The 25,113-nt window shown below is 51.4% G+C and carries 23 protein-coding genes and 2 tRNA genes; 9 read left to right on the top strand and 16 right to left on the bottom strand.

The genetic code is table 11. The features are described 5' to 3' along the window. Nucleotides 1–32 precede the first annotated feature (32 nt). On the top strand, nucleotides 33–1,589 hold the full coding sequence (locus HMPREF1631_RS05230; RefSeq protein ID WP_034233133.1) for an ATP-binding protein: 1,557 nt from the start codon (nucleotides 33–35) through the stop codon (nucleotides 1,587–1,589). A 144-nt stretch (nucleotides 1,590–1,733) separates the two neighbouring features. Here the strand turns inward: HMPREF1631_RS05230 and HMPREF1631_RS05225 are convergent, their stop codons facing one another. The 14 genes from HMPREF1631_RS05225 to dnaA all read right to left on the bottom strand — a co-directional run bounded on the left by HMPREF1631_RS05225 (nucleotide 1,734) and on the right by dnaA (nucleotide 15,834). Continuing rightward, entirely contained in the window at nucleotides 1,734–2,300 is a 567-nt protein-coding gene (locus tag HMPREF1631_RS05225; protein WP_034233131.1) for a TetR/AcrR family transcriptional regulator, read from the bottom strand. Beyond that, complete coding sequence (locus HMPREF1631_RS05220) at nucleotides 2,297–3,070, bottom strand: ABC transporter permease (protein WP_052047143.1); 774 nt, start codon at nucleotides 3,068–3,070, stop codon at nucleotides 2,297–2,299. The genes HMPREF1631_RS05225 and HMPREF1631_RS05220 overlap by 4 nt, the downstream gene beginning before the upstream one ends. Further along, the gene (locus tag HMPREF1631_RS05215) at nucleotides 3,067–3,795 is read right to left on the bottom strand and encodes an ABC transporter ATP-binding protein (RefSeq protein WP_034233129.1); all 729 of its coding nucleotides are present in this window, start codon (nucleotides 3,793–3,795) and stop codon (nucleotides 3,067–3,069) included. Before HMPREF1631_RS05215 ends, HMPREF1631_RS05220 begins: the two co-directional genes overlap by 4 nt. A gap of 785 nt (nucleotides 3,796–4,580) precedes the next feature. Further along, nucleotides 4,581–4,775 (bottom strand): hypothetical protein, encoded by a 195-nt coding sequence (locus HMPREF1631_RS07110; RefSeq protein WP_034233127.1) that lies wholly within the window; start codon nucleotides 4,773–4,775, stop codon nucleotides 4,581–4,583. A gap of 153 nt (nucleotides 4,776–4,928) precedes the next feature. After that, nucleotides 4,929–5,153 (bottom strand): hypothetical protein, encoded by a 225-nt coding sequence (locus HMPREF1631_RS05205; RefSeq protein ID WP_034233125.1) that lies wholly within the window; start codon nucleotides 5,151–5,153, stop codon nucleotides 4,929–4,931. Nucleotides 5,154–5,227: 74 nt separating this feature from the next. Then, nucleotides 5,228–5,302, bottom strand: a tRNA-Ala gene (locus HMPREF1631_RS05200). Between the two features lie 154 nt (nucleotides 5,303–5,456). Further along, nucleotides 5,457–5,530: transfer RNA gene (locus tag HMPREF1631_RS05195), tRNA-Ile, on the bottom strand. A gap of 96 nt (nucleotides 5,531–5,626) precedes the next feature. Beyond that, complete coding sequence (locus HMPREF1631_RS05190; RefSeq protein ID WP_084707477.1) at nucleotides 5,627–6,061, bottom strand: DUF3566 domain-containing protein; 435 nt, start codon at nucleotides 6,059–6,061, stop codon at nucleotides 5,627–5,629. 160 nt (nucleotides 6,062–6,221) lie between these two features. Further along, a complete protein-coding gene (gene gyrA, locus HMPREF1631_RS05185) occupies nucleotides 6,222–8,771 on the bottom strand; it encodes a DNA gyrase subunit A (protein WP_034233123.1) in 2,550 nt (849 codons plus the stop codon). A gap of 9 nt (nucleotides 8,772–8,780) precedes the next feature. After that, nucleotides 8,781–10,793, bottom strand: a complete 2,013-nt coding sequence (gene gyrB, locus HMPREF1631_RS05180) for a DNA topoisomerase (ATP-hydrolyzing) subunit B (RefSeq protein WP_034233121.1) — start codon at nucleotides 10,791–10,793, stop codon at nucleotides 8,781–8,783. A 197-nt stretch (nucleotides 10,794–10,990) separates the two neighbouring features. After that, the gene (locus tag HMPREF1631_RS05175; protein WP_034233120.1) at nucleotides 10,991–11,551 is read right to left on the bottom strand and encodes a DUF721 domain-containing protein; all 561 of its coding nucleotides are present in this window, start codon (nucleotides 11,549–11,551) and stop codon (nucleotides 10,991–10,993) included. Then, nucleotides 11,541–12,740, bottom strand: coding sequence for a DNA replication/repair protein RecF (gene recF, locus HMPREF1631_RS05170; RefSeq protein ID WP_034233118.1), 1,200 nt, complete (start codon nucleotides 12,738–12,740; stop codon nucleotides 11,541–11,543). The genes HMPREF1631_RS05175 and recF overlap by 11 nt, the downstream gene beginning before the upstream one ends. Nucleotides 12,741–12,760: 20 nt before the next feature. Beyond that, complete coding sequence (gene dnaN, locus HMPREF1631_RS05165; protein ID WP_034233116.1) at nucleotides 12,761–13,891, bottom strand: DNA polymerase III subunit beta; 1,131 nt, start codon at nucleotides 13,889–13,891, stop codon at nucleotides 12,761–12,763. 344 nt (nucleotides 13,892–14,235) lie between these two features. Further along, nucleotides 14,236–15,834 (bottom strand): chromosomal replication initiator protein DnaA, encoded by a 1,599-nt coding sequence (gene dnaA, locus HMPREF1631_RS05160; protein ID WP_034233114.1) that lies wholly within the window; start codon nucleotides 15,832–15,834, stop codon nucleotides 14,236–14,238. Nucleotides 15,835–16,214: 380 nt separating this feature from the next. Between dnaA and rpmH the strand changes: the two genes are divergently transcribed. The 8 genes from rpmH (at nucleotide 16,215) to HMPREF1631_RS05130 (ending at nucleotide 22,210) form a co-directional block, all read left to right on the top strand. Then, nucleotides 16,215–16,355 carry a 50S ribosomal protein L34 gene (gene rpmH / locus HMPREF1631_RS07005; protein ID WP_084707475.1) on the top strand — a complete coding sequence of 47 codons (141 nt, stop codon included), beginning with the start codon at nucleotides 16,215–16,217 and terminating at the stop codon, nucleotides 16,353–16,355. 8 nt (nucleotides 16,356–16,363) lie between these two features. Continuing rightward, nucleotides 16,364–16,816, top strand: coding sequence for a ribonuclease P protein component (gene rnpA / locus HMPREF1631_RS05155; RefSeq protein ID WP_084707473.1), 453 nt, complete (start codon nucleotides 16,364–16,366; stop codon nucleotides 16,814–16,816). A 3-nt stretch (nucleotides 16,817–16,819) separates the two neighbouring features. Beyond that, complete coding sequence (gene yidD, locus HMPREF1631_RS07000; protein WP_084707471.1) at nucleotides 16,820–17,197, top strand: membrane protein insertion efficiency factor YidD; 378 nt, start codon at nucleotides 16,820–16,822, stop codon at nucleotides 17,195–17,197. Nucleotides 17,198–17,215: 18 nt separating this feature from the next. Next, on the top strand, nucleotides 17,216–18,391 hold the full coding sequence (gene yidC, locus HMPREF1631_RS05150) for a membrane protein insertase YidC (RefSeq protein ID WP_034233112.1): 1,176 nt from the start codon (nucleotides 17,216–17,218) through the stop codon (nucleotides 18,389–18,391). Between the two features lie 27 nt (nucleotides 18,392–18,418). After that, a complete protein-coding gene (locus tag HMPREF1631_RS05145; RefSeq protein ID WP_034233110.1) occupies nucleotides 18,419–19,003 on the top strand; it encodes a R3H domain-containing nucleic acid-binding protein in 585 nt (194 codons plus the stop codon). A 189-nt stretch (nucleotides 19,004–19,192) separates the two neighbouring features. Next, nucleotides 19,193–19,825, top strand: a complete 633-nt coding sequence (gene rsmG, locus HMPREF1631_RS05140) for a 16S rRNA (guanine(527)-N(7))-methyltransferase RsmG (RefSeq protein WP_034233389.1) — start codon at nucleotides 19,193–19,195, stop codon at nucleotides 19,823–19,825. 66 nt (nucleotides 19,826–19,891) lie between these two features. Further along, entirely contained in the window at nucleotides 19,892–20,824 is a 933-nt protein-coding gene (locus HMPREF1631_RS05135; RefSeq protein WP_304412811.1) for a ParA family protein, read from the top strand. 153 nt (nucleotides 20,825–20,977) lie between these two features. Next, nucleotides 20,978–22,210, top strand: coding sequence for a ParB/RepB/Spo0J family partition protein (locus tag HMPREF1631_RS05130; RefSeq protein ID WP_034233103.1), 1,233 nt, complete (start codon nucleotides 20,978–20,980; stop codon nucleotides 22,208–22,210). A 103-nt stretch (nucleotides 22,211–22,313) separates the two neighbouring features. Here HMPREF1631_RS05130 and trxB read toward each other — a convergent pair whose 3' ends face one another. Then, nucleotides 22,314–23,243 carry a thioredoxin-disulfide reductase gene (gene trxB / locus HMPREF1631_RS05125; protein WP_034233101.1) on the bottom strand — a complete coding sequence of 310 codons (930 nt, stop codon included), beginning with the start codon at nucleotides 23,241–23,243 and terminating at the stop codon, nucleotides 22,314–22,316. Between the two features lie 38 nt (nucleotides 23,244–23,281). Further along, nucleotides 23,282–25,078 (bottom strand): hypothetical protein, encoded by a 1,797-nt coding sequence (locus HMPREF1631_RS05120; RefSeq protein ID WP_034233100.1) that lies wholly within the window; start codon nucleotides 25,076–25,078, stop codon nucleotides 23,282–23,284. Nucleotides 25,079–25,113 lie beyond the last annotated feature (35 nt).

Raw genomic sequence — 25,113 nt, 5'->3', positions numbered from 1 at the left:
GCGTAAATCACCATCAAATCAAGGGAGATAACATGCGGCGCAAGATTCTGGGTGCTATCTCAGGTATTTCTGCCATAGCTTTGATTCTTGCTTATGTCGGTTCCATGCTGTTCTTTTACGAGACAAACCGCGCCAACATTTTGAACGCCCTGACCGAGAAGGGCAACTTATTGGCACTGAGCCTGGAACACTATACCGACGATATGCAGGCTCAGATGCTTGACAACTTCCATCAGCAGACACCGGATGTCCGTCTGACGTTGGTAGCCGGTGACGGTGAGGTTCTCTATGATTCCGAAGTTGCTCCCGCGCGAATGTCCAACCACGCGAACCGGCCCGAGATCATCTCGGCCCGGAAACGCCGGACTTCCGGGTTGGGCTCCGATATCGAGGTGCGTGATTCTGAGACTCTCGGTGAGGATATGTGCTATTACGCGCGAGCTATCCCATCAGGCAAAACCATCCGCGTAGCGCGTCCCGTCCGCACGTTTTATGCCACGGCTCTGTCCGGACTGCCGATTTTGGGCGTCATCGCCCTGGGTGTGTTCGGGCTGTCTTTCCTGATTGCTCGGCGTCAGGCCCGCCTTATTGTCGCGCCACTGGAACAAATCGACCTTGATCACCCGCTCTCCGGCACCCCTTATGACCGCGACCGATTGCCCGAGACTGAGCGGCACACCGAGATTTTCAAAAACTCCGGCGTCTTCGGCGGCAGAGAAGTCTTCAATTCGGGAGCCTACACCGACACGCCGGCGGACGAAGAGACGGGCCGGCCTGAACCTGCGGAGCCTCCCCTTTCCCACGATATGCTCAAAGCCTACGGCAAGAACCACGAAAGAATTCCGATTTACCCCGAGTTCTTACCACTGCTGCAACGTCTGGAGCATCAGAATCGGGACAAAGAAGCGGCCGCACGCTCCCGCCGCGAGTTTTCCGCTAACGTATCTCACGAGTTGAAAACCCCGCTGACCTCCATCTCCGGATATGCCGAAATTATTCGCAACGGTTTGGTGAAAAACGATGACATTCCGGGCTTTGCCGAGCGCATTCACCGGGAATCCTCCCGGTTGCTGGACCTGATTGGCGACATCATGGAGCTGTCTCGACTGGACGAGGGTGGTCTGCTTTCAGAAGCCGGAGAGGTAGATTTGTTCGATTTGTGCCGCACGGCGGTGGAGCGGTTGCAACCCCGCGCCGCGGCTTTCGAAGTAAAGATGACGCTATCCGGCTCGCATACGACGCTCACCGGGGTGGAAACACTCCTGAGTGAGATGGTGTACAACCTGATAGACAACGCGATTAAGTACAATCACGAGGGCGGCGAGGTGAGTGTTTGGGCGGGGACGCATCTAGGCAGACCTCAGCTGATTGTGACCGACACAGGCATCGGGATCCCTTACGAGGATCAGGAGCGCGTATTTGAACGCTTTTATCGGGTTGATAAGTCGCATTCACACCAGACCGGAGGTACGGGTTTGGGGCTGTCTATCGTCAAGCACGCCGCTATCCTGCATGCGGCGGAAATCGCGGTTAACTCGACCCCGGGCAAAGGCACGCGCATCGAAGTCACCTTCCCCGAAACAGACTAAATCAGGCTCAGGTTAGCGGTAAAAACAATACACCCGAATTTGGCTCTCCAACCTGGTTTATACATACTGCTTGAAATCTGTTGAATGCCCCTAAAATGTTCTTAATCCTTTCAAAACAGGTAGGAAAACCCCACCCGATTCAGGCTACAGTTCACCAGTGAGATAGCGCTGAATAGTAGGGCCGACGAAAGATGTGAGTTCATCGGTAGTTAAACTGGCAAGGGGTTCAATCTTGACTACGTACCGCGCAACTATGATTCCCACCATCTGACTGAGCGCCAGCGAGATGCGTAGTTCTCGATCGGGGCTATCAAGATGCTTGAGAATGCGCTCTATTAATAACGTCTCTGTCGCCTTATTCAGCACGTTTGGGCTACTTGCCATTGCCCGTCGAAACAATGCAAGAAGGGCTTTCCCTGATGAAGAGCACCACATCGTGTCTGCGTAACGCACGATTTCGTACCCCCATTGTTCCTTAGGCAGAGTGCTGATATTCGTTATGACTTCTTGTGGCTGGACGATACGATCCAGAACCTTGTTGAAAAGTCCTTCCTTAGAACCAAAGTAGTGATTAATCAACGATGCATCTACGCCAGCTTTGCCAGCTATTTTCCGTACAGAAACAGAATCGAATGAAAAGTGCGAGAAAAGCTCCTCTGCTACATCCAGTAGGCGTTCGCGTGTTTGGGCACTCTTAGAAGTTTCAGTCATTTCGTACTTCTTCTCATGGTTGCTGAGGCGAGCAATAAAACAAGGAGGATAACTCCGGCTAAAAATCCGATACGAAGCCGCGAATCTGAAGATAGCGAGCTGGTTTCCAGAGTCTGCCGGACTACATCGACAGCCCACGTCATCGGGAGAATATCTGCGACTTTAGCTAGTAGAGCAGGCATGTGTTCGTTGGGTACGAGTAGACCACAAAGAAAAATTTGAGGAGCGATGAACACCGGCATGAACTGCACGGCTTGAAACTCTGTGCGCGCAAAGGCGCTTGCCAACAAGCCAGAGGCGACACCGAACAAACCATCAAGTAGCGACACTATTATGAGTCCCCACCACGGTCCCGAAAGTTCCACGCCCATAGGCCCTAGAATAAGAACTGCGAGGATTAACGACTGTGCAACGGATAAGAATCCAAAAACAGCCCCATACGAAGCAATCAGATTCCATCGGCTTAACGGGGTGGTGAGGACGCGTTCCAGTGTGCCAGATGTTCGCTCACGCAACATTACCACTGAGGTGACGATAAACATCATCAGCATCGGCAACACCGCGAGCATTATGGGACCAATGGTGTTGAACAGAGGCGTTTGACCGGGAGTAACGGGTACATCGATAAATACGAAATAGAGCAGTGTCAGCAGCAGAGCAGGCACCACCAAGATCAGGCCGACGGTACGAGAATCAGCTTTCAACTGGCAAACGATACGGATTACGGTTGCGAACGGCGAAGGTCGACGGATGGTTCGGGCGGTACTCATTCGGACTCCTTAATGAGCGCGAGAAAAGCTTTCTCCGGATTGTCGGTGCTGGTGCGAGCTTGAACTGACTCGATAGATTCTTGTGCCAAGAACTTGCCTTCTCGCATGAACAGCACTTCATCACAATGTGAGGCTTCATCCATGACATGACTGGATATAAGCAAGGTAACTCCTTCAGCAGCAAAACCTCGGAATACTTGCCACAATTCCTGGCGGGTAATCGGATCAAGGCCGACGGTGGGTTCGTCGAGCACCAATATCTCCGGGTGGCCGACCAGGGCGCAGGCTAACGAAGCACGGTTTGCCTGACCTCCAGACAACTTTGTAATTGGCCGTGACGCATATTCGTTCAACTGCACACGGCTGATGGCCTGCTCAACATCAGCACGGCTGGCTCCAACCAAACGGCCGAAGTAGGCGACATTATCGTGAACACTGATATCTGGATATATCGAAAGTGATTGACTAGTGTATGCCATTTTGTGCCGCAGAGGCTTTGCTCCTGCAGGGAATCCAAGAATATCTATCGAGCCGCTGGTGATTCGCTGCACGCCTAAGATTGAGCGCATTAGTGTGGTTTTCCCGCACCCGGAGGGGCCTAAAAGGCCAGTGATAGATCCTCTAGACAAGTCAAAATTCAGGCCGCATAAAACTGAAGTTTTACCACGACGAACATATAAGTTCCGTACCCTCAGCACGGATTCAACACCTGTTGAATTTTCCATATACGAAATGCTACCCCTACAAAATAGGAAAAGCAACGGTTCGGAGAATTATTAGTCATCGCGATAATATCTGCGATGGCTTCTACTCTTATACTCTGTGCTGTTCTTTCTACAAATCCTCCAAGGATTAAACCTAATTAGTTACAGATATTCGGTAAACACTACTTTTAGTAACTCCCACACTTTTAGCAGAAGCCACACCTTTTAACGCCTATCCCCTGAAGTGCTACGAAATGCTTTAAATCTGGCGAACTAAGCCACGCCAACGACTCCTCAAAAGTGAACCAATAAAGGCCACTTATATAAACAAAACCGCCCTACTGAGGCAAAACATCACGTTTTACGGTGTAAAAAATAGACGCTCACTTTGTATAAAAGTGAGCGTCCAAGCGGTTACGGGATTGCTGGTATTAATACAAAGGTGAGGGCTGTGGAGAGTGAGCAAGTATGCCTGTTTTCCCTTGTTATCAAGCCAAAGTAGGGATTCATGGTTTGGTAGACTACGCCTCTCGCTAGCGTCAAATTGAGCCCCTGGAGACAGTTAGCTCAGAAAGCTGAAAACCTTGCGCGCATTGATGCGCTCAAACCCTAGTTTTGCGCAAAGGTTAGACTTTTGCGAAATAGTTGGTTTGAGCTGCTATTTCGCATTGGAAAAGCGTCCTGCGAGTGCGGCGGACACGAGCTGCTCTTTCAAGAGGTTCAGTTGGTCGAGCGCTTCTTAAACTTTTGAATCAGCAGCGTCAATCCGCGCAAGTTGAGACACCACCGATTTAAAAGAACAAGCCTTACAGCAAGCAAGCGAAATCGAGATAACCACCAAACTCATCAACCAAGCCATCACCCGTAACGCTCATCACTCCCAAAACCAAGACGACTACCACCAACGCTTCAACCAGCTCGAAGTTCGCCAGCGCGAAGCCATCGCCGCCTACGAAGCAACCACGGCGGAGATTGAGAGGCGCACAGGCATCAAAGCCCACTCAGCCACTACCGGCGCACCCTCACCATACTAGGCAGTGTAGGCGACTTTAACCCCGCTACCTTCCACGCCCTGTGCGAACGATCAAAATAACGCCAACCGGCGAAGTAATCGTCATATTTAAAGACGGCACCACAATCCCCGCGCATTAGCGCTACTTGCTACCATCTTTCCGTTTCTTCTCGTTCTCGCTTAGCTTACTCAGCACAACGAAACACAAAATACCCATCGCCCAAATCGGAGCCGTCAGCCCTACGAGCTTCCAGTAATTATTGCTGACGATAAAAGCAACAAGATCAACACCGGCTGCCATCACAACAAGAGCAATACCCAGCCAAACCAGCGCCATACCAATGGGATCGTTGTTCTTCTTCGCCATAAACCCATTATCCCCTAAAAACCGGGCAAACCAAAACCTGCTGGCGCGAAATTGTATCAACACCGGCAGGCAGTTGGTGGAGGTAAGGGGATTCGAACCCCTGACCCTCTGCTTGCAAAGCAGATGCGCTACCACTGCGCCATACCCCCGGGAATTGCAAAACCTAGAGTTCCGAACCCACTTCATGCCACGTTCCGCAGCTCTGTGCGATTTCGGAGACCTTTAGAAATATAACATATCCGAGAAAAATTCCCATAATTGAAGCGATCAGCTTCGTCATATTATCTCCTAAAAGATTCTGCGTGGGCCTAGATGGACTCGAACCATCGACCTCCACATTATCAGTGTGGCGCTCTAACCAACTGAGCTATAGGCCCAAAACCTTTCACCTTTTCCATCGGTGCCAGATCAGGTTAACCCATAATCGGGCAGGACTTCAAACTGTATTACATAGTAAGATACGAAAGTCACACTCATTCATCCGTGACTGTAATTTTAAAGCCGCCCACCAGCAGAGCCACCAGATTAAACACCAGTGCAAAGACCCCGCCGAAAAGCGTCATTAACACCACTTCCAGCACGGCGGCCACAACCGCAAAGGGAATCATCCTGCCAAATTCCAAAAACTGCCCCAACTTCAGCAGCTCCTCGGAATTCAGCGTTTTCAGCAGCCCGTCAATATTCGACCACACATGCATTCCGTCCAAAAGAAGCCACAGCACGATCGCGGCGATCACCATCATGATCCCGATTGCAACCGAGATCAAAAAGGAAAGTTTCAGCGCCGACCACGGATCAATCCGCGAAACCGTCATATGTACGCTGCGGATTCCCACAACACGGCGGTGAATCGCTTTTGTGTTTTCTTCCGCTCTGTTTGCGCGGTTTGCCTGCTCTGCAGATGACATTCGTATCTCCGTTATCGTCGTTGAAAGATGGCCTGCTATTTGAATAGTATCCCGGTTTGCCCCGATAGGTAATCCGTATTCGAAATACTTTCCGGTCCGTATTTTCGCTTCGGCCGCCTCACTGCCCTGCCGGCAGCTTTTACCGGATAAAAATACGGCATTATTTTTCGCCGTTTTCCTCTGTTTCGGCCTCCTGCGCCTCCGGCGCGTCTTCTTCCTCTTCTTCCTCTTTTTCCAGGTTCAGGGCAACGGCAAGCACGCGGTCTGCCGCATCCGGGCGGACAAACGTTACGCCCTGGGTGTTGCGTCCCGTCAGACTTACCTCATCGACGGAGGAACGCACAACCTTCCCCGATTCCATAATCACCATTACTTCATCTCCGGGCTGGGTAATAAGCGCGCCCACAAGGTCTCCGCGCTCTTCGGTCAGATTCGCAACCTTTATCCCCAGGCCGGCGCGTCCCTGAACCCGATACTGATCCGTACTCGTCCGTTTTGCGAATCCGCCTTCGGTAACTACGAATACCTCCGCATTTTCCCGCAGGACATCCATTGTGAGCAGCGAGTCTCCGGGACGGAATTTCATGCCGGTGACGCCGGAAGTAACCCTGCCCATCGGGCGGAGAGCGTCATTGTTGGCATTAAACCGCAGAGACTGGCCTTTGCGCGAAACAAGAAGCACATCATCCGTTTCGTTTACGAGCCGGGCGGAAACAACCTGATCGGTTGTGCCGTCTGCGCGTTCACGCAGTTTAATCGCCAGCAGACCGCCGGCACGCGGAGAATCGTAGGCGGCAAGCTCCGTCTTCTTCACCATTCCGTCTTCGGTGGCAAGAACCAGGAACCGGGCCTGCCCGTAATTCCTGACCGACATCACAGACGCAATTTTTTCTCCCGGCTGGAATGCCAGCAGATTCGCAATATGCTGGCCTTTCGCGTCACGCGAGCCTTCGGGCAGTTCGTATCCTTTAATCCGGTACACGCGCCCCTGGTTGGTAAAGAACAGATGCCAGTCGTGTGTGGAGGCAATTGCGAAATGTTCCACAATGTCATCTCCGCGCAGCGTGGCTCCTTTGATTCCTTTTCCTCCGCGGTGCTGCGCACGGTATTCGCTTACTTTTGTGCGCTTGATAAATCCGGAGCGGGTAATCGTAACAACTACGTCTTCCTGCGGAATCAGATCTTCGACGGTCATTTCCCCGTCAAAGGGAAGAATTTCTGTGCGGCGTTCGTCGCCGTACTTTTCCGTAATTTCCTCCAGTTCGGCGGAAATAATTTCCCGCTGCCGGCCGGGCTTGGCCAAAATATCGCGGTATTCCAGGCAAAGGGCTTCCTTTTCCTCTTTTTCGCGCAGAATCTTCTGCCGTTCCAAAGCTGCCAGCCGGCGCAGCTGCATCGCCAAAATGTGGTCTGCCTGCACCTCGTTGATCCCGAGCAGATCCATCAGTCCCGCGCGGGCGTCCTCGGGCGTCTGCGAAGCGCGGATTAAGGCAATCACCGCATCCAGACGGTCAAGGGCCTTTGCCAAACCGGCCAAAATCATCAGCCGTTCTTCGGTTTTCCGCAGCCGGTATGCGGTCCGCCGCCGGATAACCTCAATCTGGTGCTGCACCCAGTGATAAACAAACCCGTCCAGAGAAAGCGTGCGCGGCACCCCGTCCACCAACGCAAGCATATTCGCCGGGAAATTGTTTTGCAGCTGTGTGTGCTTATACAGATTGTTCAGCACAACTTTTGCCACCGCGTCGCGTTTCAGCACAATCACAATCCGCTGCCCCGCGCGTCCCGACGACTCGTCGCGGATATCGGCAATTCCGGGAAGTCTTCCGTCTTTGATTCCCTCTACCATCTTGTCCAGCAGACGGTCCGGATTCACCTGATACGGCAGCTCGGTAACCACCAGGCACTGTCTGCCGTTGATTTCGTCCACTTCCACGATTGCGCGCTGGGTAATTGAGCCGTGACCGGTGCGGTACATATCCTCAATCCCTTTGGTGCCCAAAATCCGTGCGCCCGTGGGAAAATCCGGCCCCTTGATCCGCAGCATCAGCTGAGCCAGCAGTTCGTCGCGGGAGGCATCGGGATGCTCCAGATACCAGCGCACACCGGCGGAAACTTCACGCAGATTATGCGGGGGAATACGCGTTGCCATTCCGACGGCGATTCCTTCCGAACCGTTGATCAAAAGATTGGGGATACGGGAAGTAAGCACGGTCGGTTCCTGCACCGAACCGTCAAAATTAGGCTCAAAATCAACGGTGTCCTCGTTGATGTCGCGGACCATTTCCACGGCAAGAGGCGCCATCCTGGCCTCCGTATATCTGGGCGCGGCCGCGCCCAGATCACCTGCCGTACCGAAATTTCCCTGTCCGGAAACGAGCGGATAGCGCATCGACCAGGGCTGGACCAGACGTACCATGGTGTCGTAAATCGCGGCGTCTCCGTGGGGATGATAATGCGCCATCACTTCGCCCACGATTTTTACCGACTTTGAGAAAGAGGAATCGGGGCGGAATCCGCCATTCCACATCGCATAAATAACGCGCCTGTGCACCGGTTTCATTCCGTCGCGCACATCGGGCAGAGCGCGCCCGACAATAACCGACATCGCATAGTCAAGATACGACGACTCCATTTCACGCTGCAGATCAACTTCTTTGACGGCGCCGTGAATGTAGGTCTCTTCGCTGTTTTCGTTTTCTTTGCTCACTGGTTTTCCTTAGATGTCGAGGAAGCGGACGTCGTGTGCGTTACGCTGGATAAAACTGCGCCGGGAAACAACATCTTCACCCATCAGAATCGAAAATGTTTCATCCGTTGCCGCGGCTTCTCCGATTGATACCTGTTTTAGCGTGCGGGTCTTGGGGTCCATTGTGGTTTCCCAGAGTTCCGAGTCGTTCATTTCGCCCAAACCCTTGTACCGCTGGATTCCCTGCCCTTCGGCTTTCGGCAGTTTTTTGCCTGCCGCCAATCCCGCTTCCAGCACTTCGTCGCGTTCTTTGTCGGAAAATACGTATTCGTGCACGGAATTCGTCCACTTAATCCTGTAAAGCGGGGGCATCGCCAGATAGATATGCCCGCCTTCGATCAGAGGACGCATATACCGGTAAATAAGCGTTAAAAGAAGTGTGGAAATATGTGCACCGTCCACATCGGCATCCGCCATAAACACAATCTTGTGATAACGCAGCTTTGCAAGATCAAATTCTTCGCCTACGCCGGTACCGAAAGCCGTGATCAGCCCCTGAATGGTGTCCGAAGACAGCGCCCGGTCCAGACGTGCCTTTTCCACATTCAGAATCTTTCCGCGGATCGGCATAATCGCCTGGTGTTTCGGATCGCGTCCGTTCACCGCCGAACCCCCTGCGGAATCACCCTCCACAATGAAAATTTCGCATTCTTCCGGTTTGCGCGAAGTACAGTCTTTCAGTTTTCCGGGCATTGCCGCCGATTCCAGCACGGATTTTCTCCGTGTTGCCTCCCGTGCTTTTCTTGCCGCCATTCTCGCGGTATATGCCTGGGATGCTTTGCGGATAATTTCCCGGCCCTCGTTGGGGTGCATATCCAGCCAGTCCGTAAGGTGGGCATAGGTCTGCTGCTGCACAAAGGTACGGACTTCCGTGTTGCCGAGCTTTGTTTTCGTCTGCCCCTCAAACTGCGGCTCACCGATTTTCACCGAGATTACGGATGTCAGTCCTTCGCGGATATCGTCTCCGGAAAGATTCGGATCTTTTTCCTTCAGCAGATTTTTATCCCGGGCATATTTATTGATAACCGAGGTCAGTGCGGTGCGGAAGCCCTCTTCGTGCGTACCGCCCTCGGTGGTGTTGATCGTATTTGCAAACGTGTGCATGGATTCGCTGTATGCATCCGTCCACTGCATTGCGATCTCCACGGATATTTTCTTTTCCGGATCTTCGGCCTCAAAATAAATCGGTTCCGGGTGAATCCGCTCCGCTTTCTTCGTTTTTACCAGATAGGAAACGTAGTCGTGCAGACCGCCGTCATAACGGTAAGACACTTTTGCCCGCCGGGTTTCTTTTTCGTTTTCTTCCGCGTTTCCTTCGCCTGTGACTTCCTCACCTTCCGCCGTGGCCTTTGCCCGCTCGTCAATCAAAGTGATACGCAGGCCCTTGTTGAGGAACGTCATCTGATGGAAACGCTTGCGCAGCGTTTCAAAATCATATTCGGTGGTTTCGAAAATTTTCGGATTTGCCCAGAAAGTCTGCGTTGTTCCCGTTTTCTCCGTCGCCTCGCATTTTTTCAGCGGAGCAAGGGGAACACCGTTTTCGTATGCGATTCTCCAAACATACCCGTCCCGGCAGACTTCGGTTTCCATTCTTGTGGAAAGTGCGTTTACCACGGAAATTCCCACGCCGTGCAGACCACCGGAAACCGCGTACGACCCGTTTCCGAATTTTCCGCCCGCGTGCAAAACCGTCATTACCACCTGCACCGCGGAAACACCTTCGGTGGGGTGAATGTCCACGGGAATTCCGCGGCCGTCGTCACTGACTCTTACTCCCCCGTCTTCCAGCAGCGTAACCTCAATATGTGTGCAGTATCCGGCCAGAGCCTCGTCCACCGAGTTATCCACAACTTCGTACACAAGATGATGAAGTCCGCGCTCCCCTGTTGAACCGATATACATTCCCGGACGCTTACGAACCGCTTCCAATCCTTCCAGAACGGTAATGTCGGACGCTTCGTAATTATTTTTTTCGTTAGCCACGCTAAGAAATCTCCTGCTTCCTTCTCTGTGGAAACGTACTGTTTGGGACGCAAAACCCTCCGCACAGCACGTGTTGTTTATCTCACACTGAAAATACGGCGCCTCAGCCTGTTTTTACCTCTGTTTACGTAGGCACCTACAAGAACGGCTCCAAAGCCCATTATAACCCGAAATTAACAGATTTTCGATTTTCCGCGCTATTTACCCGGGCTGCGAAATCCTTTTCTTCCGGCAACATATCTGCCGTATCTGCGCTTTGCGGAAGACGGCCCGACTATTCTGATTTCCTTCACCGTTCCCTCCCCGATTTCCTGCGCAATTCTCTTTTCCAGTTCGCCGCTGAGCATCTGCAGCTGCGCCGCCCATGACGAGGACTGCGCCGCCACCGTAAGCACGCCTTTTTCGTCAAATTTTTCAATTGTGCAGTTTGCGGCAACACGGGAACCGACAATTTTTTCCCAGCGGTTATGAAGATCTGCCACCGACATTCGCCCGTCAAGCCGAAAATCCTGCATTACCCTGTGCATTAATACGGCAAACAGTTTCGGATCCCGCCGGGAAGGACGCGCTCCTGAACCAACCTCCTGCCCGGGGGAAGGCACATACACTTCGTCTCCGATCGGGGGAAGCTCCGTTTTTTCCGTTTTCGTCAGATTTAGGGGATTATATTTTTTCACCCAGCCGTGGCTGCGTGCCATCTGCCGCATTCTTTCCAGGGCAAGCAGCGGCAGCACGTAAGTGTCTTTTTTATCCGACATCGATTTTTTCCACGGCTCCCTTTGTCACAAAAAATCTGTTTCCCTCCAGTGACGCAGGCAGATCGTCACCCACCGCCGCCGTGATCAGTACCTGCTGCGCCCCGGAAACAATTTCGGCCAGACGTATGCGCCTGCCCGCGTCCAGCTCGGCAAAGACGTCGTCCAAAAGCAAAATCGGCTGCGTATTCTCATCCCAGATATTATCTTCGTTTTCCTGCAGCACTTTCCATGAGGCAAGCTTCAGGGCAAGGGCATAAGACCATGATTCACCGTGCGAGGCATAGCCCTTAACCGGCAGCGTTCCCAAAAAAAGACAGAGATCGTCGCGGTGCGGACCAACCAGATTGACTCCGCGCAAAATCTCCCGTTCATGAAAAAGGCGCAGCGTTTCGAGCATTTCCCGCTCCGTGCGGGCTGTGTCGGGTAATCCGTTTTCTTCCTCCGGGCTGCCCGGCAGTGTTTCCTCTCCCGCAGAATCGCCGCCGCGCTGCCTGTAAAGACTGGCTTCGTAAGTAATGCGCACGTCCTGCTCCGTCCCGGAAAGTTCGCGGTAAAACGTCTGTATATACCGCCGCAGGGCCGCAGTGGCTTCCGCCCGGGCAAAAATCATCCGCGCCCCGAGACGGGCAAGCTGCAGATCCCAGACGTCCAGGGTTTTTTCGTCGAAAGACAAACCTCTGCGCCGCATTTTCCCCGCGTTTTTCAGCAGAGCAGCGCGCTGGCGCAAAACTTTTTCATATTCGCCGCAGACCGCCGCATATCCCGGTTTCAGCTGAATTATCAGCAGATCCAGGAATTTTCTGCGTTCTTTGGGATCTCCTTTTACCAGGGATAAATCCTCCGGGGCAAACAAAACGGTTTTTATTATTCCCCGCAGGCTTCCCACATTCACGTTTCCGCGATTTATCCGTGCCCTGTTGGCTTTTCCCGCAACTATTTCCAATTCAATGATTTTCTGCGTCTGCCCCGATACGGTTTTTGCGCGAATCACACCCGCACTTTTTCCCTGCCTGATGAGTGCGCCGTCGTTTCCGACGCGGTGGGAGGAAAATGTGGAAAGATATCCCACCGCTTCCAGCAGATTTGTTTTCCCCTGCCCGTTTTCTCCCACAAAAACGCTGATTCCGGGATCCAATTTCACAACCGCATTTTCGTATGAACGAAAGTCATGAAGCGAAAAATCTGAAATATACGTGCGAACGCACCCGCTTAGTTTACGGTGCCGAGACGAATCGGCATCAGCAGAATTTTAAACGTTTCGTCGGTTTCTCCGTTTTCCCCTTCCGGCATGAGCACTGCGGGTTTGTTTGCCGTCGTATAGGAAAGACGCACATAGCGGGAATTAATGGAATTTATCCCTTCCTGCAAAAAGGTGGGATTAAATGCCAGAGAAATTCCCTCTCCGTTCAGTGTGGCGGGAATTGCCTCCGAAGCCTGCGCCCTGTCTCCGTGACCCGCTTCGATTGTAATCCGCTCTTCTTCCAAAGACAGCATTACGGAAGTATTTTTTTCCACTACCAGCCGGGAACGTTTAATTGCTTCCAGCAGCGGAGTGCGCTCAATCGTGGCATATCCCTTTACTTCTGCGGGAAACAGCGTGCGTACCTGCGGATATTCTCCGTCCGTCAGCTGAATGATGCTGGTTTTGCCGCCGGCTGCAAAACCGATCAGCGTCGGATTTTCCGCATCGAGATGAATTTCCACTTCACCCGTTGTACCCAGTGATTTTGCCAGATCCAACAGCCGGGATGCGCGAACAAGAATCCTCTTTTTTGTGTTCTGTCCAACCGGGTTCCATTCAATTTCGCGTACGGCAAGACGGTATCTGTCGGTTGCCATCAAAGCAATGTTTTTGCCCTCAATTTCAATACATACCGAAACGAGCATGGGCAGTGTGTCGTCATTTGAAGCTGCCACGGTAACCTGCGAAACCGCTTCCTGCCATACACTTCCGTCCACTGTGCCGGCCGCGGCCGGCATTTCATGTGTTTCGGAATATTCATCCAAAGGCATTGTTTTCAGGGAAAAGTGGGCGGATCCGCATTCTATTTCCACCTTTTTTTCATTTACCGAAAAAAGAATTTTCTTATTTGGCAGGGACCGGGAAATTTCCGCGAGCAGTTTCCCGTTTACGAGAATCTCTCCGCTTTCAACAACCGCCGCGTCCATCACCAAATGCGAGGTAATATCAGAATCTCTGGAAGCCAGGGTTACCTGTCCGTCTTCACCGGCGGTAATTTTCAATCCCGCAAGCGCAGGGATTGCCGGACGGTTTGGGATTGTGCGGGCAACCCACGTCACGGCCTCTGCAAATACTTCACGTTCAACTTCAAATTTCACGGTATCCTCATTTCTTCACTGAATTAGATTTTACGCAATTTCTTTTTGTAAAGCACCCTTTTGCCGGTTTTCCCGCAGTCGGTGGATATCTTTTTTCTTTCTTTAGTTAATTTATTATTTTTTGTAGGGGCTGTGGAAACTGTGGAAAACGGATTTTTTGGCTTTATAACAAATTTTTCCGATCGCTGTTCCTGTGTTTTTTCTGTTTATAAAAATAAGATTTTTCTCCCTGAACCATTTTGTTTTTGTTTTTAAAACAGGAAAATCCGTGTTGTACACAGATTAAAGACGTTTTTTGCACAGCAGGGAAGATATTGCCGTGCGGACGTCTGTTTCGGTGTATTCTATGCGGAAAGATTGTTTGCTTCTTTTGCCGCCTGCCGGATTCTGCCGGTCAGCTCCGATACCTGATTAAAGAGACTCTGTTTTTCGGCCATCTGTTTTTCCACTTTCCGCAGCGCATTGATTACGGTAGTGTGGTCGCGGCGGTTAAACAGTTCGGCGATTTTCGGCAGGGAATAATCGGTCATTTCACGGCACAGATACATTGAAATATGCCGGGGAACGGTCAGGTTTCTGGTTCGCGCGGGAGATTTCAGTTCTTCGACGGAAATATCAAAATACGACGCCGTCTGGGCAATAATAATTCCCGCCGTAATTTTGATTGAATTCGGATCGGAAAGAATATCTTTCAGCACCAGCTCCGCCATATCCAAAGTCAGCTCTTTCTGGGAAAGATCGGCATATGCGGCAATCCTGCGCAGGCAGCCTTCCATTTCGCGTACGTTTGTGGTCATCTTTGAGGCAATAAATTCAAGGACAGGCCGGGGAATCTGCAGATGTTCCGTGATTGCTTTGCGCTCCAGGATTGCGATTCTGGTTTCAAAATTGGGTAAATCAATGCTGGCGGTAATCCCCGAGGCAAAACGGGAAATCATGCGTTCGTCGAAACCGTTTAGATGTTTCGGCGGCACGTCCGAAGTTACGACTATCTGCTTGTTTGCGCTGGAAAGGGCATTGAATGTGTGGAAAAATTCTTCGCTGGATTTTTCCTTTTTCGAAATAAACTGAATATCGTCGATCAGCAGCACATCCACGTTTCTGAATTTTTCCTTGAACGGGCGCATGTCTTTGGACATCACGGCGTTAATAAAGATGTTGGCAAATTCTTCGGCGGAAATATAGAGAACTTTCATCTTTGGATAAAGGCCCAGCGTGTAATTTCCGATGGCGTGCAGAAGATGTGTTTTTCCCATTCCCGGTTCGGAATAGAAGAAAAGGGGGTTGTAGCTTGAACCGGGTGCCTCGGATACGGCAAATGCCGTGGCGTGGGCAAAACGGTTGGATTCCCCGATAACGAAAGTGTCGAAAGTATAGCGCGGGTTTAGGTGTGCCTGTGCCTGAAGGGCGGAGATATCGGAAGGATGCGGAGCGCTTTCCCTGTCGGGGAGACGCTCTTCGGCGGAAGTGAAAAAGAATTCCGGTTCATCTTCTTCATCCTGCCGAAAAGGCTGCGGCGCCGAAGCCGGTGCGGGAGGATTGGAAAAATTGGGAAAGGAACGTTCCGCAAGAGCGGATTCGATTCCGAATTCGTTTGCGGTAGGGGGCAGGGGGGAAGGTGCGGCGGCGGGAAAAGCCGGGGGAAGGGAAGTCTGCGGAGACTGTACCGCCTGTTCGCTGAGGGCGGGATCCACGGAAATCATCAGTTTTATCTGTCTGCCGAGAATTGCGCTCAGCTGTGCGGTCATAATCGGATTGATATGTTCGTTGATCCAGTCTTTTACAAAATCGGAACCGACACCCAGCATAAATACTTCATCCACGGTTGCCAGGGGTTTTGCCAGACGCATAAAGGCGAGCTGTGAGTCGGAGAGTTTTCCTTCGGCCCGCAGGAGTTCGGTTGCCGCAAGCCATGCGTCGCGGGCAGCAAAATTTTCCGTCATCAGGACTCCTTACAGACCATGCGGGGGTAAAAAATCAGTCTGAATACGATATTAAAACACAGACTGTGGAAATGCACATCTGTTTTCCACAGGGTTTTACACATATGTGGATATTACAAAGATGTAATTTAATTTACATTTCTTTGTATTTCGGGTAAAAACGAAAAAACACAAATTATCCCCAATTGTGGAGAGAAATATATATTGGAAGAACTCAATTTTGCCGGGTGTTTTATTGACTGAGAGTTCAGTCACGAACGCTTTTTATCCAATTGACCAAAGAAAGAAAAATGAAGTAAAGTTCTTAGGTCTAGTGTGTAAAGAACTCACACCACAATATATTTATATTGTGTTAAGAAACTAATTTATGGGAGAAACCCATGTCTACAAAGCGTACGTTCCAACCGAACAATCGCCGACGGGCCAAGGTTCACGGTTTTCGCAAGCGCATGAGCACTCGTGCAGGCCGTGCGGTTCTGGCAGCCCGCCGCCGTAAGGGTCGGGCAAAGCTTTCCGCATAAGGGAAACAATGCTTCCTGCACAGAACAGAGTGCGAAAATCCGGGGAATTTTCAGAGATTTTCCGTGAAGGACGCCGAAGCGGGAATCGTCTTCTCGTGGTTCACGCAGTAGCGACTGCAACAAATGCCGACCTTTCCAAGGTCGGCTTTGTTGTCGGCAAAAAGGTGGGAAATTCCGTGATCCGCCACCGGGTCACGCGCCGGCTGAGACATTTGGTGCGCCCGCTGCTGCCCGAAATCTCCGCACGTCTCGTAATTCGGGCACTGCCCGCAATAAAAAACAAAAACAGCCGGGAAATCGAGGCGGCTTTGTTTCATGCGCTGGGCAGACTGAATCTGCCCGGATTGAATCTGCCCGAAAACGAAACGGCAGGTAAAAAATCCCATCTCCCCGCCGCGCAGCCCCGGCGGCAAAATAAACTTTCCGCCGCGCCGTCGGCCTTTGAAACGAAACCGGAGTAAGGAATGCGGCGCCAAAACACGTTCCCGGGCTGTATCTTAATTAAGGCCATTGTTTTTTACCGGAAGTATATTTCCCCAAGTCTTCCGCGCCGCTGTAAATATCAGCCTACCTGTTCCCAATATGCCGCGGACGCGATTAAAGTCCACGGGGCAATCAAGGGTACAATATTAACCGGTTGGAGACTTCTGCGGTGTAATCCCTGGAGCAGAGGCGGTGTAGACTGGGTTCCCGAAAGAGGAAAATGGCCCCGAAAGCCACTTTCCTATACGGAACTTATGGCTTACCGGGAAGCCGGGGAAAAACAGACGGGTATGGCGTCAACAAAAAAGGATGGCGACGTCAAAAGCGGCGCGGCGGAAACTCCGGAAAAACGGAAATAAACGAACGAAAGAAGTGCTGTGGATACTATCCTCTTCCCAATCATGTGGGTTATCGGTTGGATTATGAACGGAGTGCACAAACTCCTTACTTTTTTCGGAATGTCCTCGGGTGCGGGTGCCGCCTGGGTCCTTTCCATTATGGGCCTTACGCTTATCGTGCGAAGCCTGATGATTCCGATTTTTAACAAACAGATGAAAGCCTCCCGCATGGGGCAGCAGCTTAATCCGGAAATAAAGAAGATTCAGAAAAAATATAAAGGACGCAGGGACCGTATTTCCCAGCAGCGTCAGCAGGAAGAAATGATGGCGCTGTACCGCGAACACGGCACGTCTCCGTTTGCCTCCTGCCTGCCGGCACTGGTGCAGATTCCGATTTTCTTTGCCCTGTTCCGTCTGCTGTATGCGGTACTTCCTCTGTCAAAAGGCGAATATCAGAGAATGTCCATCGGGCCGATCGACAAAGAGATTGCAAAGCAGATCGGCGATTCCACGCTGTTTGGGGCGCCGCTTTCGAGTTCCATCGGTACCTCCGGGCAGTTTGGCGGGGCAAAGACGACGATTATCACGATCGCCGTAATTTTGATTGTGCTGATGATTGCAACGCTGTTTTTCACGCAGAAGCAGATTATGACAAAGAATATGCCGGAAAGCGCACTCGATCCAAGCAATCCGATGTACAAAACGCAAAAGTACATGCTTTATCTGATGCCTTTGATGTATATCTTTACCGGCACGACTTTCCAGATCGGCGTACTCATTTATTGGCTGACTTCCAATATCTGGAATATCGGACAGCAGACCTGGATGATAAACAACAACCCCATGCCGGGATCCGCAGCCTATAAGTTAAGGCAGGAAAAGATTCGCCGGAAGCGGATTGCCAAAGGACTTTCACCGGAGGAAAATTCCGGGGAAAGCGATGAGGTGCAGGGCGGTCAGCGTAGGCAGCCTCTGGGAAAGGCGCGTTCAAAGAAAGCCGCGAAGACGGGCGCAGGATTGCCCGAAGAGAGCCCGGCAGAAGAAACCGGAGCGGAAGAAGAGGCACAGGAGGTTCGCGGAAAAGACGGACTGACCGATGCCGAACGCGCACAGAAGAGATACGAACGGCGTCTTGCGCAGCGCAAGCGCAGTCAGTCGAAAGTTAAAGCGCGTAAAAAGCGGCAGCAGGAAAACAAAAAAGAACGCAATTTTTAACAAAGTACCGCCGGAGATAGGAATAACATGGACGAAGAAGAAGTACGGGATTTGCAGAGTCTGCTCGAAGAAGAAGGCGACCTGGCTGCAGATTACCTGGAGGAACTGCTTGATATTGCCGATTTGGACGGCGATATTGAAATTTCGGTGAAAGCCGACCGGGCAAATGTGGCAATCGTTTCCGAAGAAAACACGGACCGCAGACTGAAGAGACTTATCGGAAAACATGGCGACACCTTAGATGCTCTTCAGGAGCTGACCCGCCTGTCGGTGCAGACGGCTACCGGGGAGCGGTCGCGGTTAATGCTTGATTTACTTGGATACAGAGACGGTCAGCGGGAAAAAATTCAGAATATCGCCCGTGCTGCGGTGCAGGATGTTTTGGAGACGGAGGAAAGCGTTTCTCTGCGTCCGATGAATCCTTTCGAACGCAAAGTTGTGCACGACGTTGTGGCGGAAGCGGGGCTGTATTCCGACTCCTCCGGCGTGGGAGCAGGACGCCACGTGGTGATTAGTTTTCATGCGCCGGAAGACGATGAAGACGAATACGAGTATGAAGACGCGGAAGAAATTTCACAGTCGGACGAAAACGATACCGAGGCGCAGGAATAATCGTGTTTGTTTTCGGTGGCGGTTTTTAAAGAACCGCCACCGGCTGTGTTTAGGCGGTTAATTTACTGTGTTTTTGGCAGGTTTATTTCGAATATTCCGAGAAAAATTTTATTTTGAATATTCCGAAGGGAAAACATATCCGAATCTCTTTGGACGAATAGGATAAAGCCGGAAAAGAACGGGGTGAAAATGGCAGTGCGGCCGCAGCTTCCGCCCGCAGACGGAGAAAAACATTTCGGCGCGGAAAAATGGGAAAAATTATTGCTGTTTGCGGATTTACTTGCGGAAGAAGGAGAACGCAGGGGCCTTCTCGGCCCGCGGGAGATGGGAAAGCTGTGGGACCGTCATCTTTTAAACTCTCTTGCTATTGATGGTTTCCTCTTCGGAGGATGCACACTCGCCGATGTCGGTGCGGGAGCGGGATTTCCCGGACTGGTGATCGCAATTGTCCGACCCGATACGGAAGTGTCGCTGATTGAGACAATGGAACGACGGTGCGAGTGGCTTAATCTTGTTAAAGACAGGCTGAAATTGGACAATGTGCGTGTGCTTAATGCGCGTGCCGAAGAGTTAAAAAAGAAAGTCCGCGTAGATTTTGTGACTGCCAGGGCTGTCGCTTCATTGAAGAAACTCATTCCTCTGACCATTCCCCTTTTAAAGGAAGAAGGTTCTTTGCTGGCGATTAAAGGAGCCCGTGCCGAAGAGGAAGTAAAGGAAGCCTCCGCGCTTTTACAAAAATTTCGGGCAAAATGGGTGGATGTTTATGATGTGCCTGTTTGGGGTGCTGCGGAAGGAACAAGGGTTCTTCGGGTAAAAATATAATGTTTCACGTGAAACATTATATTGTTTTGTGTTTGGCGGTATTCTGATAAAGAAGAAGGAGCGACGGTGACGGCAGAAAAAAACAGAGAAGAAAAAGATATTCTTTCCGATTCGGAAAAGCTGTTTTCCGATTCGCCTTTAGCCGCTGAATTGATGCGGGACAAAGAGCGGCTCAAAGAAGTAATGAAAACTCCGTTTAAAGTTCCTTCCGAACCTCGGATAATAACAGTTGCCAACCAAAAAGGCGGAGTGGGAAAAACTACTTCTGCGGTTAACATTGCTGCCGCTTTGGCAAAAGGTGGGTTAAGTGTGCTGGTGATCGACGCCGATCCCCAGGGGAACGCATCAACGGCCCTCGGAGCCGAACACACAGGCGGCACTCCGTCTTTGTATGAAGTAATGAACGAAACGATATCTGCCGCCGAAGCTATTCAAAAGTGTCCGGATTTGGACAACCTGTACGTGCTGCCTTCAACCATTGATTTGTCGGGCGCGGAGGTTGAGCTGGTAACCAGCGACAACAGAGAATACAAATTAAAAAACACGGTTAAGTCAATTTTGGATGTTTCACGTGAAACGGATAAAAAATTTGATTATATTATCATTGACTGCCCGCCTTCACTGGGAATGCTGACGCTGAATTCTTTGGTTGCGGCAAAAGAAATAATGATCCCGATCCAAACCGAGTATTATGCTTTGGAGGGATTAACGCAGCTGATGAAGACGATTCAGTCGGTAAAAACAGGATTAAACGAAGACCTCGAAATTTCCACAATTCTTTTAACTATGTTTGACAGGCGAACAAATCTTTCACAGGATGTGGCGGCGGAAGTGCGTTCCTATTTCCCCAAGGAAACGGTTACTGTGGAAATTCCGCGGAACGTAAAAATTTCGGAAGCGCCGAGTTTTCGGCAAACTGTTATTACTTATGACCCGCGCTCGACCGGCGCGATTGCCTATTTGGCTGCGGCAAAAGAAATTGCGGAACGGGCAAAATGAATAATGATGAAATGAATAAACGATACGTGAAAAATCCACATTTAATGCCGGTTTTAAAAGTGACAGATATTTTATCTGTAAAATAAAATTCAGTTCGGCACGCAACGGTAAGATAATTTAATAATAAACAGAGCAGGCGGAAGAGGTAGCCAGATGGCGGAAAAAAGAAGAGCATTGGGCAGGGGAATAGGTGCTTTGATTCCCGAAAATCAGAGTGAAAACCGAAACAGTCCGATCGACGTGTTTTTCTCCAAAGACACTGCGCGTTTGAACAAATCTTCCCGGGCAGCGGAAAACATAACGGTCGGGGAAGGTTCGGCGAAAGAAGCAGGTTTCGCGAAGGCTTCCGTATCTGTAAAGGAAGAGTCCACGGGAGCGGACAGTTCCGCCGCGCACGTGGGCAAGTCCGACAAACGCACAGCAAAAGAAAAGTCCGGAGCGGAAAACGTGCACGGAAGAAAGAAAAAAGAATCCGATGCAGAAAGATCCGGCAAAGATTCATATTCCGCACACTCTGCGGCAAATGTTTCACGTGAAACAAAAAGAAAAGACAGTGAAACGGAGCTGGTCCCCGTTCCCGGTGCGACTTTTGGAAATATTCCGCTCGATGAAATTGTGCCAAATACAAAGCAGCCACGGCAGATTTTTGATGAACAGGACCTTGAAGAACTTGCCGACTCCATTCGGGAAGTGGGAGTGTTGCAGCCGGTTGTTGTCCGCCCGCTGTCGGCTCCGCTGCCGGAACAGAAAACCGCACGTTATGAATTGATTATGGGAGAACGGCGTTGGCGGGCGTCCAAATTGGCAGGCAGGAAAACCGTTCCTGCGATTGTGCGGAGAACGGAAGACGAAGATTTACTGCGCGATGCCCTGCTGGAAAATTTACATCGCGCACAGTTGAACGCCCTGGAAGAAGCAGCGGCATACAGGCAGCTTTTGGATGATTTTCAGTGCACCCAGGAAGAACTTTCCAAACGGATTGCCCGCTCCCGGCCCCAGATTTCCAATATGCTGCGTCTTTTGAAACTTCCGCCTTTGGTGCAGCGGCGCGTGGCTGCCGGTGTGCTCAGCGCCGGACACGCGCGGGCACTGCTTGGTTTGAGTGATCCTGCGGAAATGGAAAAAATCGCACAGCGGATAGTGGCAGAGACACTGTCTGTCCGTGCTACGGAAGAACTCGTTGCCCTTGGGGACGAATCCCGTAAAAAGTCCGTTAAACCACGCATGAAAACAGCGGATCCGGAGATGGAAATTTTGGCACAGCAGATCGGTGACCGTTTTGATACCAAAGTTAAAATTTCCATGGGTGTAAAAAAAGGAAAAATAACGATCGAATTTGCTTCCCCGTCGGATCTGAAACGAATTATGGACCTGATGGAGCTGTAAATTATAAATTTCGCCCGAATAGATCTTCGGGGATAAAAGCCGCGCCCGTACAAAAACGGTAAAGAGCGGCAAACCGAATATCTGCCAAAAGTGAGATTGGATGTCAGGGCAGAGACGCCAAAAATGCCTGGGCATCAAGTGCGGCTGCGCAGCCTGCGCCGGCAGCGGTAACGGCCTGTCTGTAGTTATGGTCTACTACGTCTCCGCACGCAAAAACTCCGGGAAGATTTGTGGCCGTAGTTGGCGCGGCGGTTTTAATGTACCCGGCTTCGTCCGTCTCCACCTGGGAAGATACTATCCCGGAACGGGGAGAGTGGCCGATGGCAATGAAAAGACCGTCCAACGGGAGATCGCTTCGTTCCTGTGTCAGCGTGTTTTCCAGCGTAACAGAGGTGAGTTCGTCCGTGCCGTTGATGCTCTGAACTTTGCTGTTCCAGTGCATAACCACATTTTTTGTGCCCAAAAGCCTGTCGGCAAGCACTTTTGAGGCGCGCAGGGCATCGCGGCGGTGAATTACGTGTACCGTTTTTCCGAATCGGGCAAGGAACAGAGCTTCGGTCACAGCCGAATCACCGCCGCCGACGATTCCTATTTCCCGGTTTTTAAAGAAAAAACCGTCGCAGGTTGCACAGTACGACACACCTTTTCCGGAAAGTTCGGTTTCTCCGGGCACGTTCAGTTTGCGGTAGGCGGAACCGAGAGCCAGAATCACGGTTTTTGCACGGTATTCGTTATCCGCCGTTTTGACGATTTTAACGGGATCCGTCAAAGAGAGTTCCACGGCGTCTTCATATTCGGTCCGTGCACCAAATTTTTCCGCCTGTTCCTGCATTTTTTCCATCAGTTCCGGGCCGAGAATTCCCTCCGGCCACCCCGGAAAATTTTCCACTTCGGTGGTCGTCATCAACGCTCCGCCCGCTTCCAGACTTCCTGCCAGAACCAGGGGACGCAATCCTGCACGTGCCGTGTAAACAGCCGCCGTCCATCCGGCCGGACCCGAGCCGACAATTATAACGTTGTAAATTTCAGACATTAATCCCCCACTGATCGGCCTCAATTAATCCAATGTGTTTATTTTACAGTTATTTCCGAAATAACAGCACAATTTTCTCTCCGGGCATTAACCGGCAGATCGTCAATCCATACCGTAAATGAAGTAAGTTTTGTTCCCTTGGGCAGCGTAAAATGCACATTCTCCGCAAAAGGCGCCTCTCCCAGCGTCTTTCCGGATCCCGGGTCGCCGGAGGCAACCGTTTCTTTGATCTGCACTCTGCCGCCGGCTGCCTGTGTGGCTATATTTATCTCACTGACGTCCGCTTCCTCTTTCAGATCAATCCGCAGCCCGATTTTATTCCGCGCATAAACGGTTTTTCTTTTGTAATACCAGCTTTTCCAGGCAGTGTTCGGATTGGAGTCAATCGCTTTTGCCGCATCCTCGCGCAGACGTTTGGAAGAATTTCCCCGGAAAGTGAAAATACTGCCGTCCTGTGCCACCGTCTCCGCTTTTGCAATCACCGGAGGGACGGAAACAGTGGGCGCCTTGGGCTGTTCCGCCGGGTGCCGCGCCGCTTTGGGATGCCCCGTTTTTACCGCCGTGTGCCGCGCCGGAGTCACCGTAGACACGGGGTCAAGCGGTTTAAGCAAAGACAGCACTCCTCCGAGAAAAGCGATGCATAAAAGCACTCCGAATCCGGCAAGCACAAATTTAGACGTATTTACGCTTCTGTCTGCAAAATCGCGGTTTCGCGCGGTGTTTTGCACAATTTCCTCCCCGGCAGGCGCGTTTTCGGCGCCGGTGGGACCGTCTGCGGCAGCGTAAATACCCGGTCCGGGCATATTTTTATCCAAAGAGACGGAGTCCCAAAGATGTTTTTCCCGGACGCCGGAACCGTAGCCGGATGCGGCATCGGTTTCCGGCGGAACGGAGTTTTTATCCGCGTTGGAAGAAGGAAATGTGTCCGGGAACGTTTCGTCTTCGGTGCCGAAAAACGAAGAAAACGGATGCCCCTCCGCTTCGGCGCCGTTTGCCGCCCCGGTTGCCTCGAAATTGTTTTCTGCCAAAGCCTCCTGATGGACAACGGGAAAACCGTAACCGTTTCCCAGCGTCAAAAGATTTTGCGGCAGAGAGGACAGGGCCGAGTTGTCCCACGGAACCAGCGTGCGGGTAACGTCTCCCGCGGAAGAAATTTTGATCAGCGAATCTTCGGCGTCTATTACGTCAAGTATCTGCTGCGGCAGATTTTTTGCCCCCGGAGGAAGAAGGGAACGGAGAAAATCGGTAAGCACCCGTGCTTCGCGCAAATCCAAATCGTTGCCGGTTTCCTGCCCGGTTTCCACTCCCGTTTCTCCGCCGCCCGGTTCGCAGGGGGACGCTGTTTCGCAAAGAGCCGCGGAAATGCCGATTCCGTCTAGGATCACCCGATAGGAATCCGTAATATAGATATTTCCCGGATCCAGAAGCAGGCAGGGAATTCCGTAATGGCGGAAATCGCTTATCGTTTTTGCAACCTGACCGACGATGGCGTGGGCAACGGGCACGGTCAGGGGAGCGGAATCAAGAAATACGGAAAGCGGCGTGCCCAAAGGAAGCTCGGTCACCACAGCCGATATTTCTTCGCTGTCTATCACCCGGATAATTGCCACTGTGCGCGGGTCTTTTACCAGAGCGGATTTTCGTGCCGCGTCCAATACCGCCTTCTTTTGGGCAAGAGCGGGATCAAGGACAATTACGCGCACCTGCAGGGAAAGAAAAGTATCCGTGGCAAGCCATACGGAGGTGCCCGCAGGCGAAAAATCACGGATTGCCCTTACGGTCAATACGTAGCGTCCGTCAATAATCTGACCGATTTTAGCGTAGCTGTTACCCACAAAAACTCCTGAAACTAAAATGTTTCTTCAATTTT

The organism is Arcanobacterium sp. S3PF19, from assembly GCF_000758825.1.
In the GTDB taxonomy this organism is placed as follows: domain Bacteria; phylum Actinomycetota; class Actinomycetes; order Actinomycetales; family Actinomycetaceae; genus Arcanobacterium_A.
This window is presented reverse-complemented; position numbering and strand designations above follow the sequence as displayed.

What these genes read in the sequence shown, in the direction of transcription:
- HMPREF1631_RS05230 (WP_034233133.1), top strand. Translation starts at nt 33, where the DNA reads ATGCGGCGCAAGATTCTGGGTGCTATCTCAGGTATTTCTGCCATAGCT.
- HMPREF1631_RS05225 (WP_034233131.1), bottom strand. Translation starts at nt 2,300, where the DNA reads ATGACTGAAACTTCTAAGAGTGCCCAAACACGCGAACGCCTACTGGAT.
- HMPREF1631_RS05220 (WP_052047143.1), bottom strand. Translation starts at nt 3,070, where the DNA reads ATGAGTACCGCCCGAACCATCCGTCGACCTTCGCCGTTCGCAACCGTA.
- HMPREF1631_RS05215 (WP_034233129.1), bottom strand. Translation starts at nt 3,795, where the DNA reads ATGGAAAATTCAACAGGTGTTGAATCCGTGCTGAGGGTACGGAACTTA.
- HMPREF1631_RS05205 (WP_034233125.1), bottom strand. Translation starts at nt 5,153, where the DNA reads ATGGCGAAGAAGAACAACGATCCCATTGGTATGGCGCTGGTTTGGCTG.
- HMPREF1631_RS05190 (WP_084707477.1), bottom strand. Translation starts at nt 6,061, where the DNA reads ATGTCATCTGCAGAGCAGGCAAACCGCGCAAACAGAGCGGAAGAAAAC.
- HMPREF1631_RS05175 (WP_034233120.1), bottom strand. Translation starts at nt 11,551, where the DNA reads ATGTCGGATAAAAAAGACACTTACGTGCTGCCGCTGCTTGCCCTGGAA.
- dnaA (WP_034233114.1), bottom strand. Translation starts at nt 15,834, where the DNA reads ATGACGGAAAATTTTGCTGCCCGCGACGCATGGCTTGCGGCAACCGAA.
- rpmH (WP_084707475.1), top strand. Translation starts at nt 16,215, where the DNA reads ATGTCTACAAAGCGTACGTTCCAACCGAACAATCGCCGACGGGCCAAG.
- rnpA (WP_084707473.1), top strand. Translation starts at nt 16,364, where the DNA reads ATGCTTCCTGCACAGAACAGAGTGCGAAAATCCGGGGAATTTTCAGAG.
- yidD (WP_084707471.1), top strand. Translation starts at nt 16,820, where the DNA reads ATGCGGCGCCAAAACACGTTCCCGGGCTGTATCTTAATTAAGGCCATT.
- HMPREF1631_RS05145 (WP_034233110.1), top strand. Translation starts at nt 18,419, where the DNA reads ATGGACGAAGAAGAAGTACGGGATTTGCAGAGTCTGCTCGAAGAAGAA.
- rsmG (WP_034233389.1), top strand. Translation starts at nt 19,193, where the DNA reads ATGGCAGTGCGGCCGCAGCTTCCGCCCGCAGACGGAGAAAAACATTTC.
- HMPREF1631_RS05130 (WP_034233103.1), top strand. Translation starts at nt 20,978, where the DNA reads ATGGCGGAAAAAAGAAGAGCATTGGGCAGGGGAATAGGTGCTTTGATT.
- trxB (WP_034233101.1), bottom strand. Translation starts at nt 23,243, where the DNA reads ATGTCTGAAATTTACAACGTTATAATTGTCGGCTCGGGTCCGGCCGGA.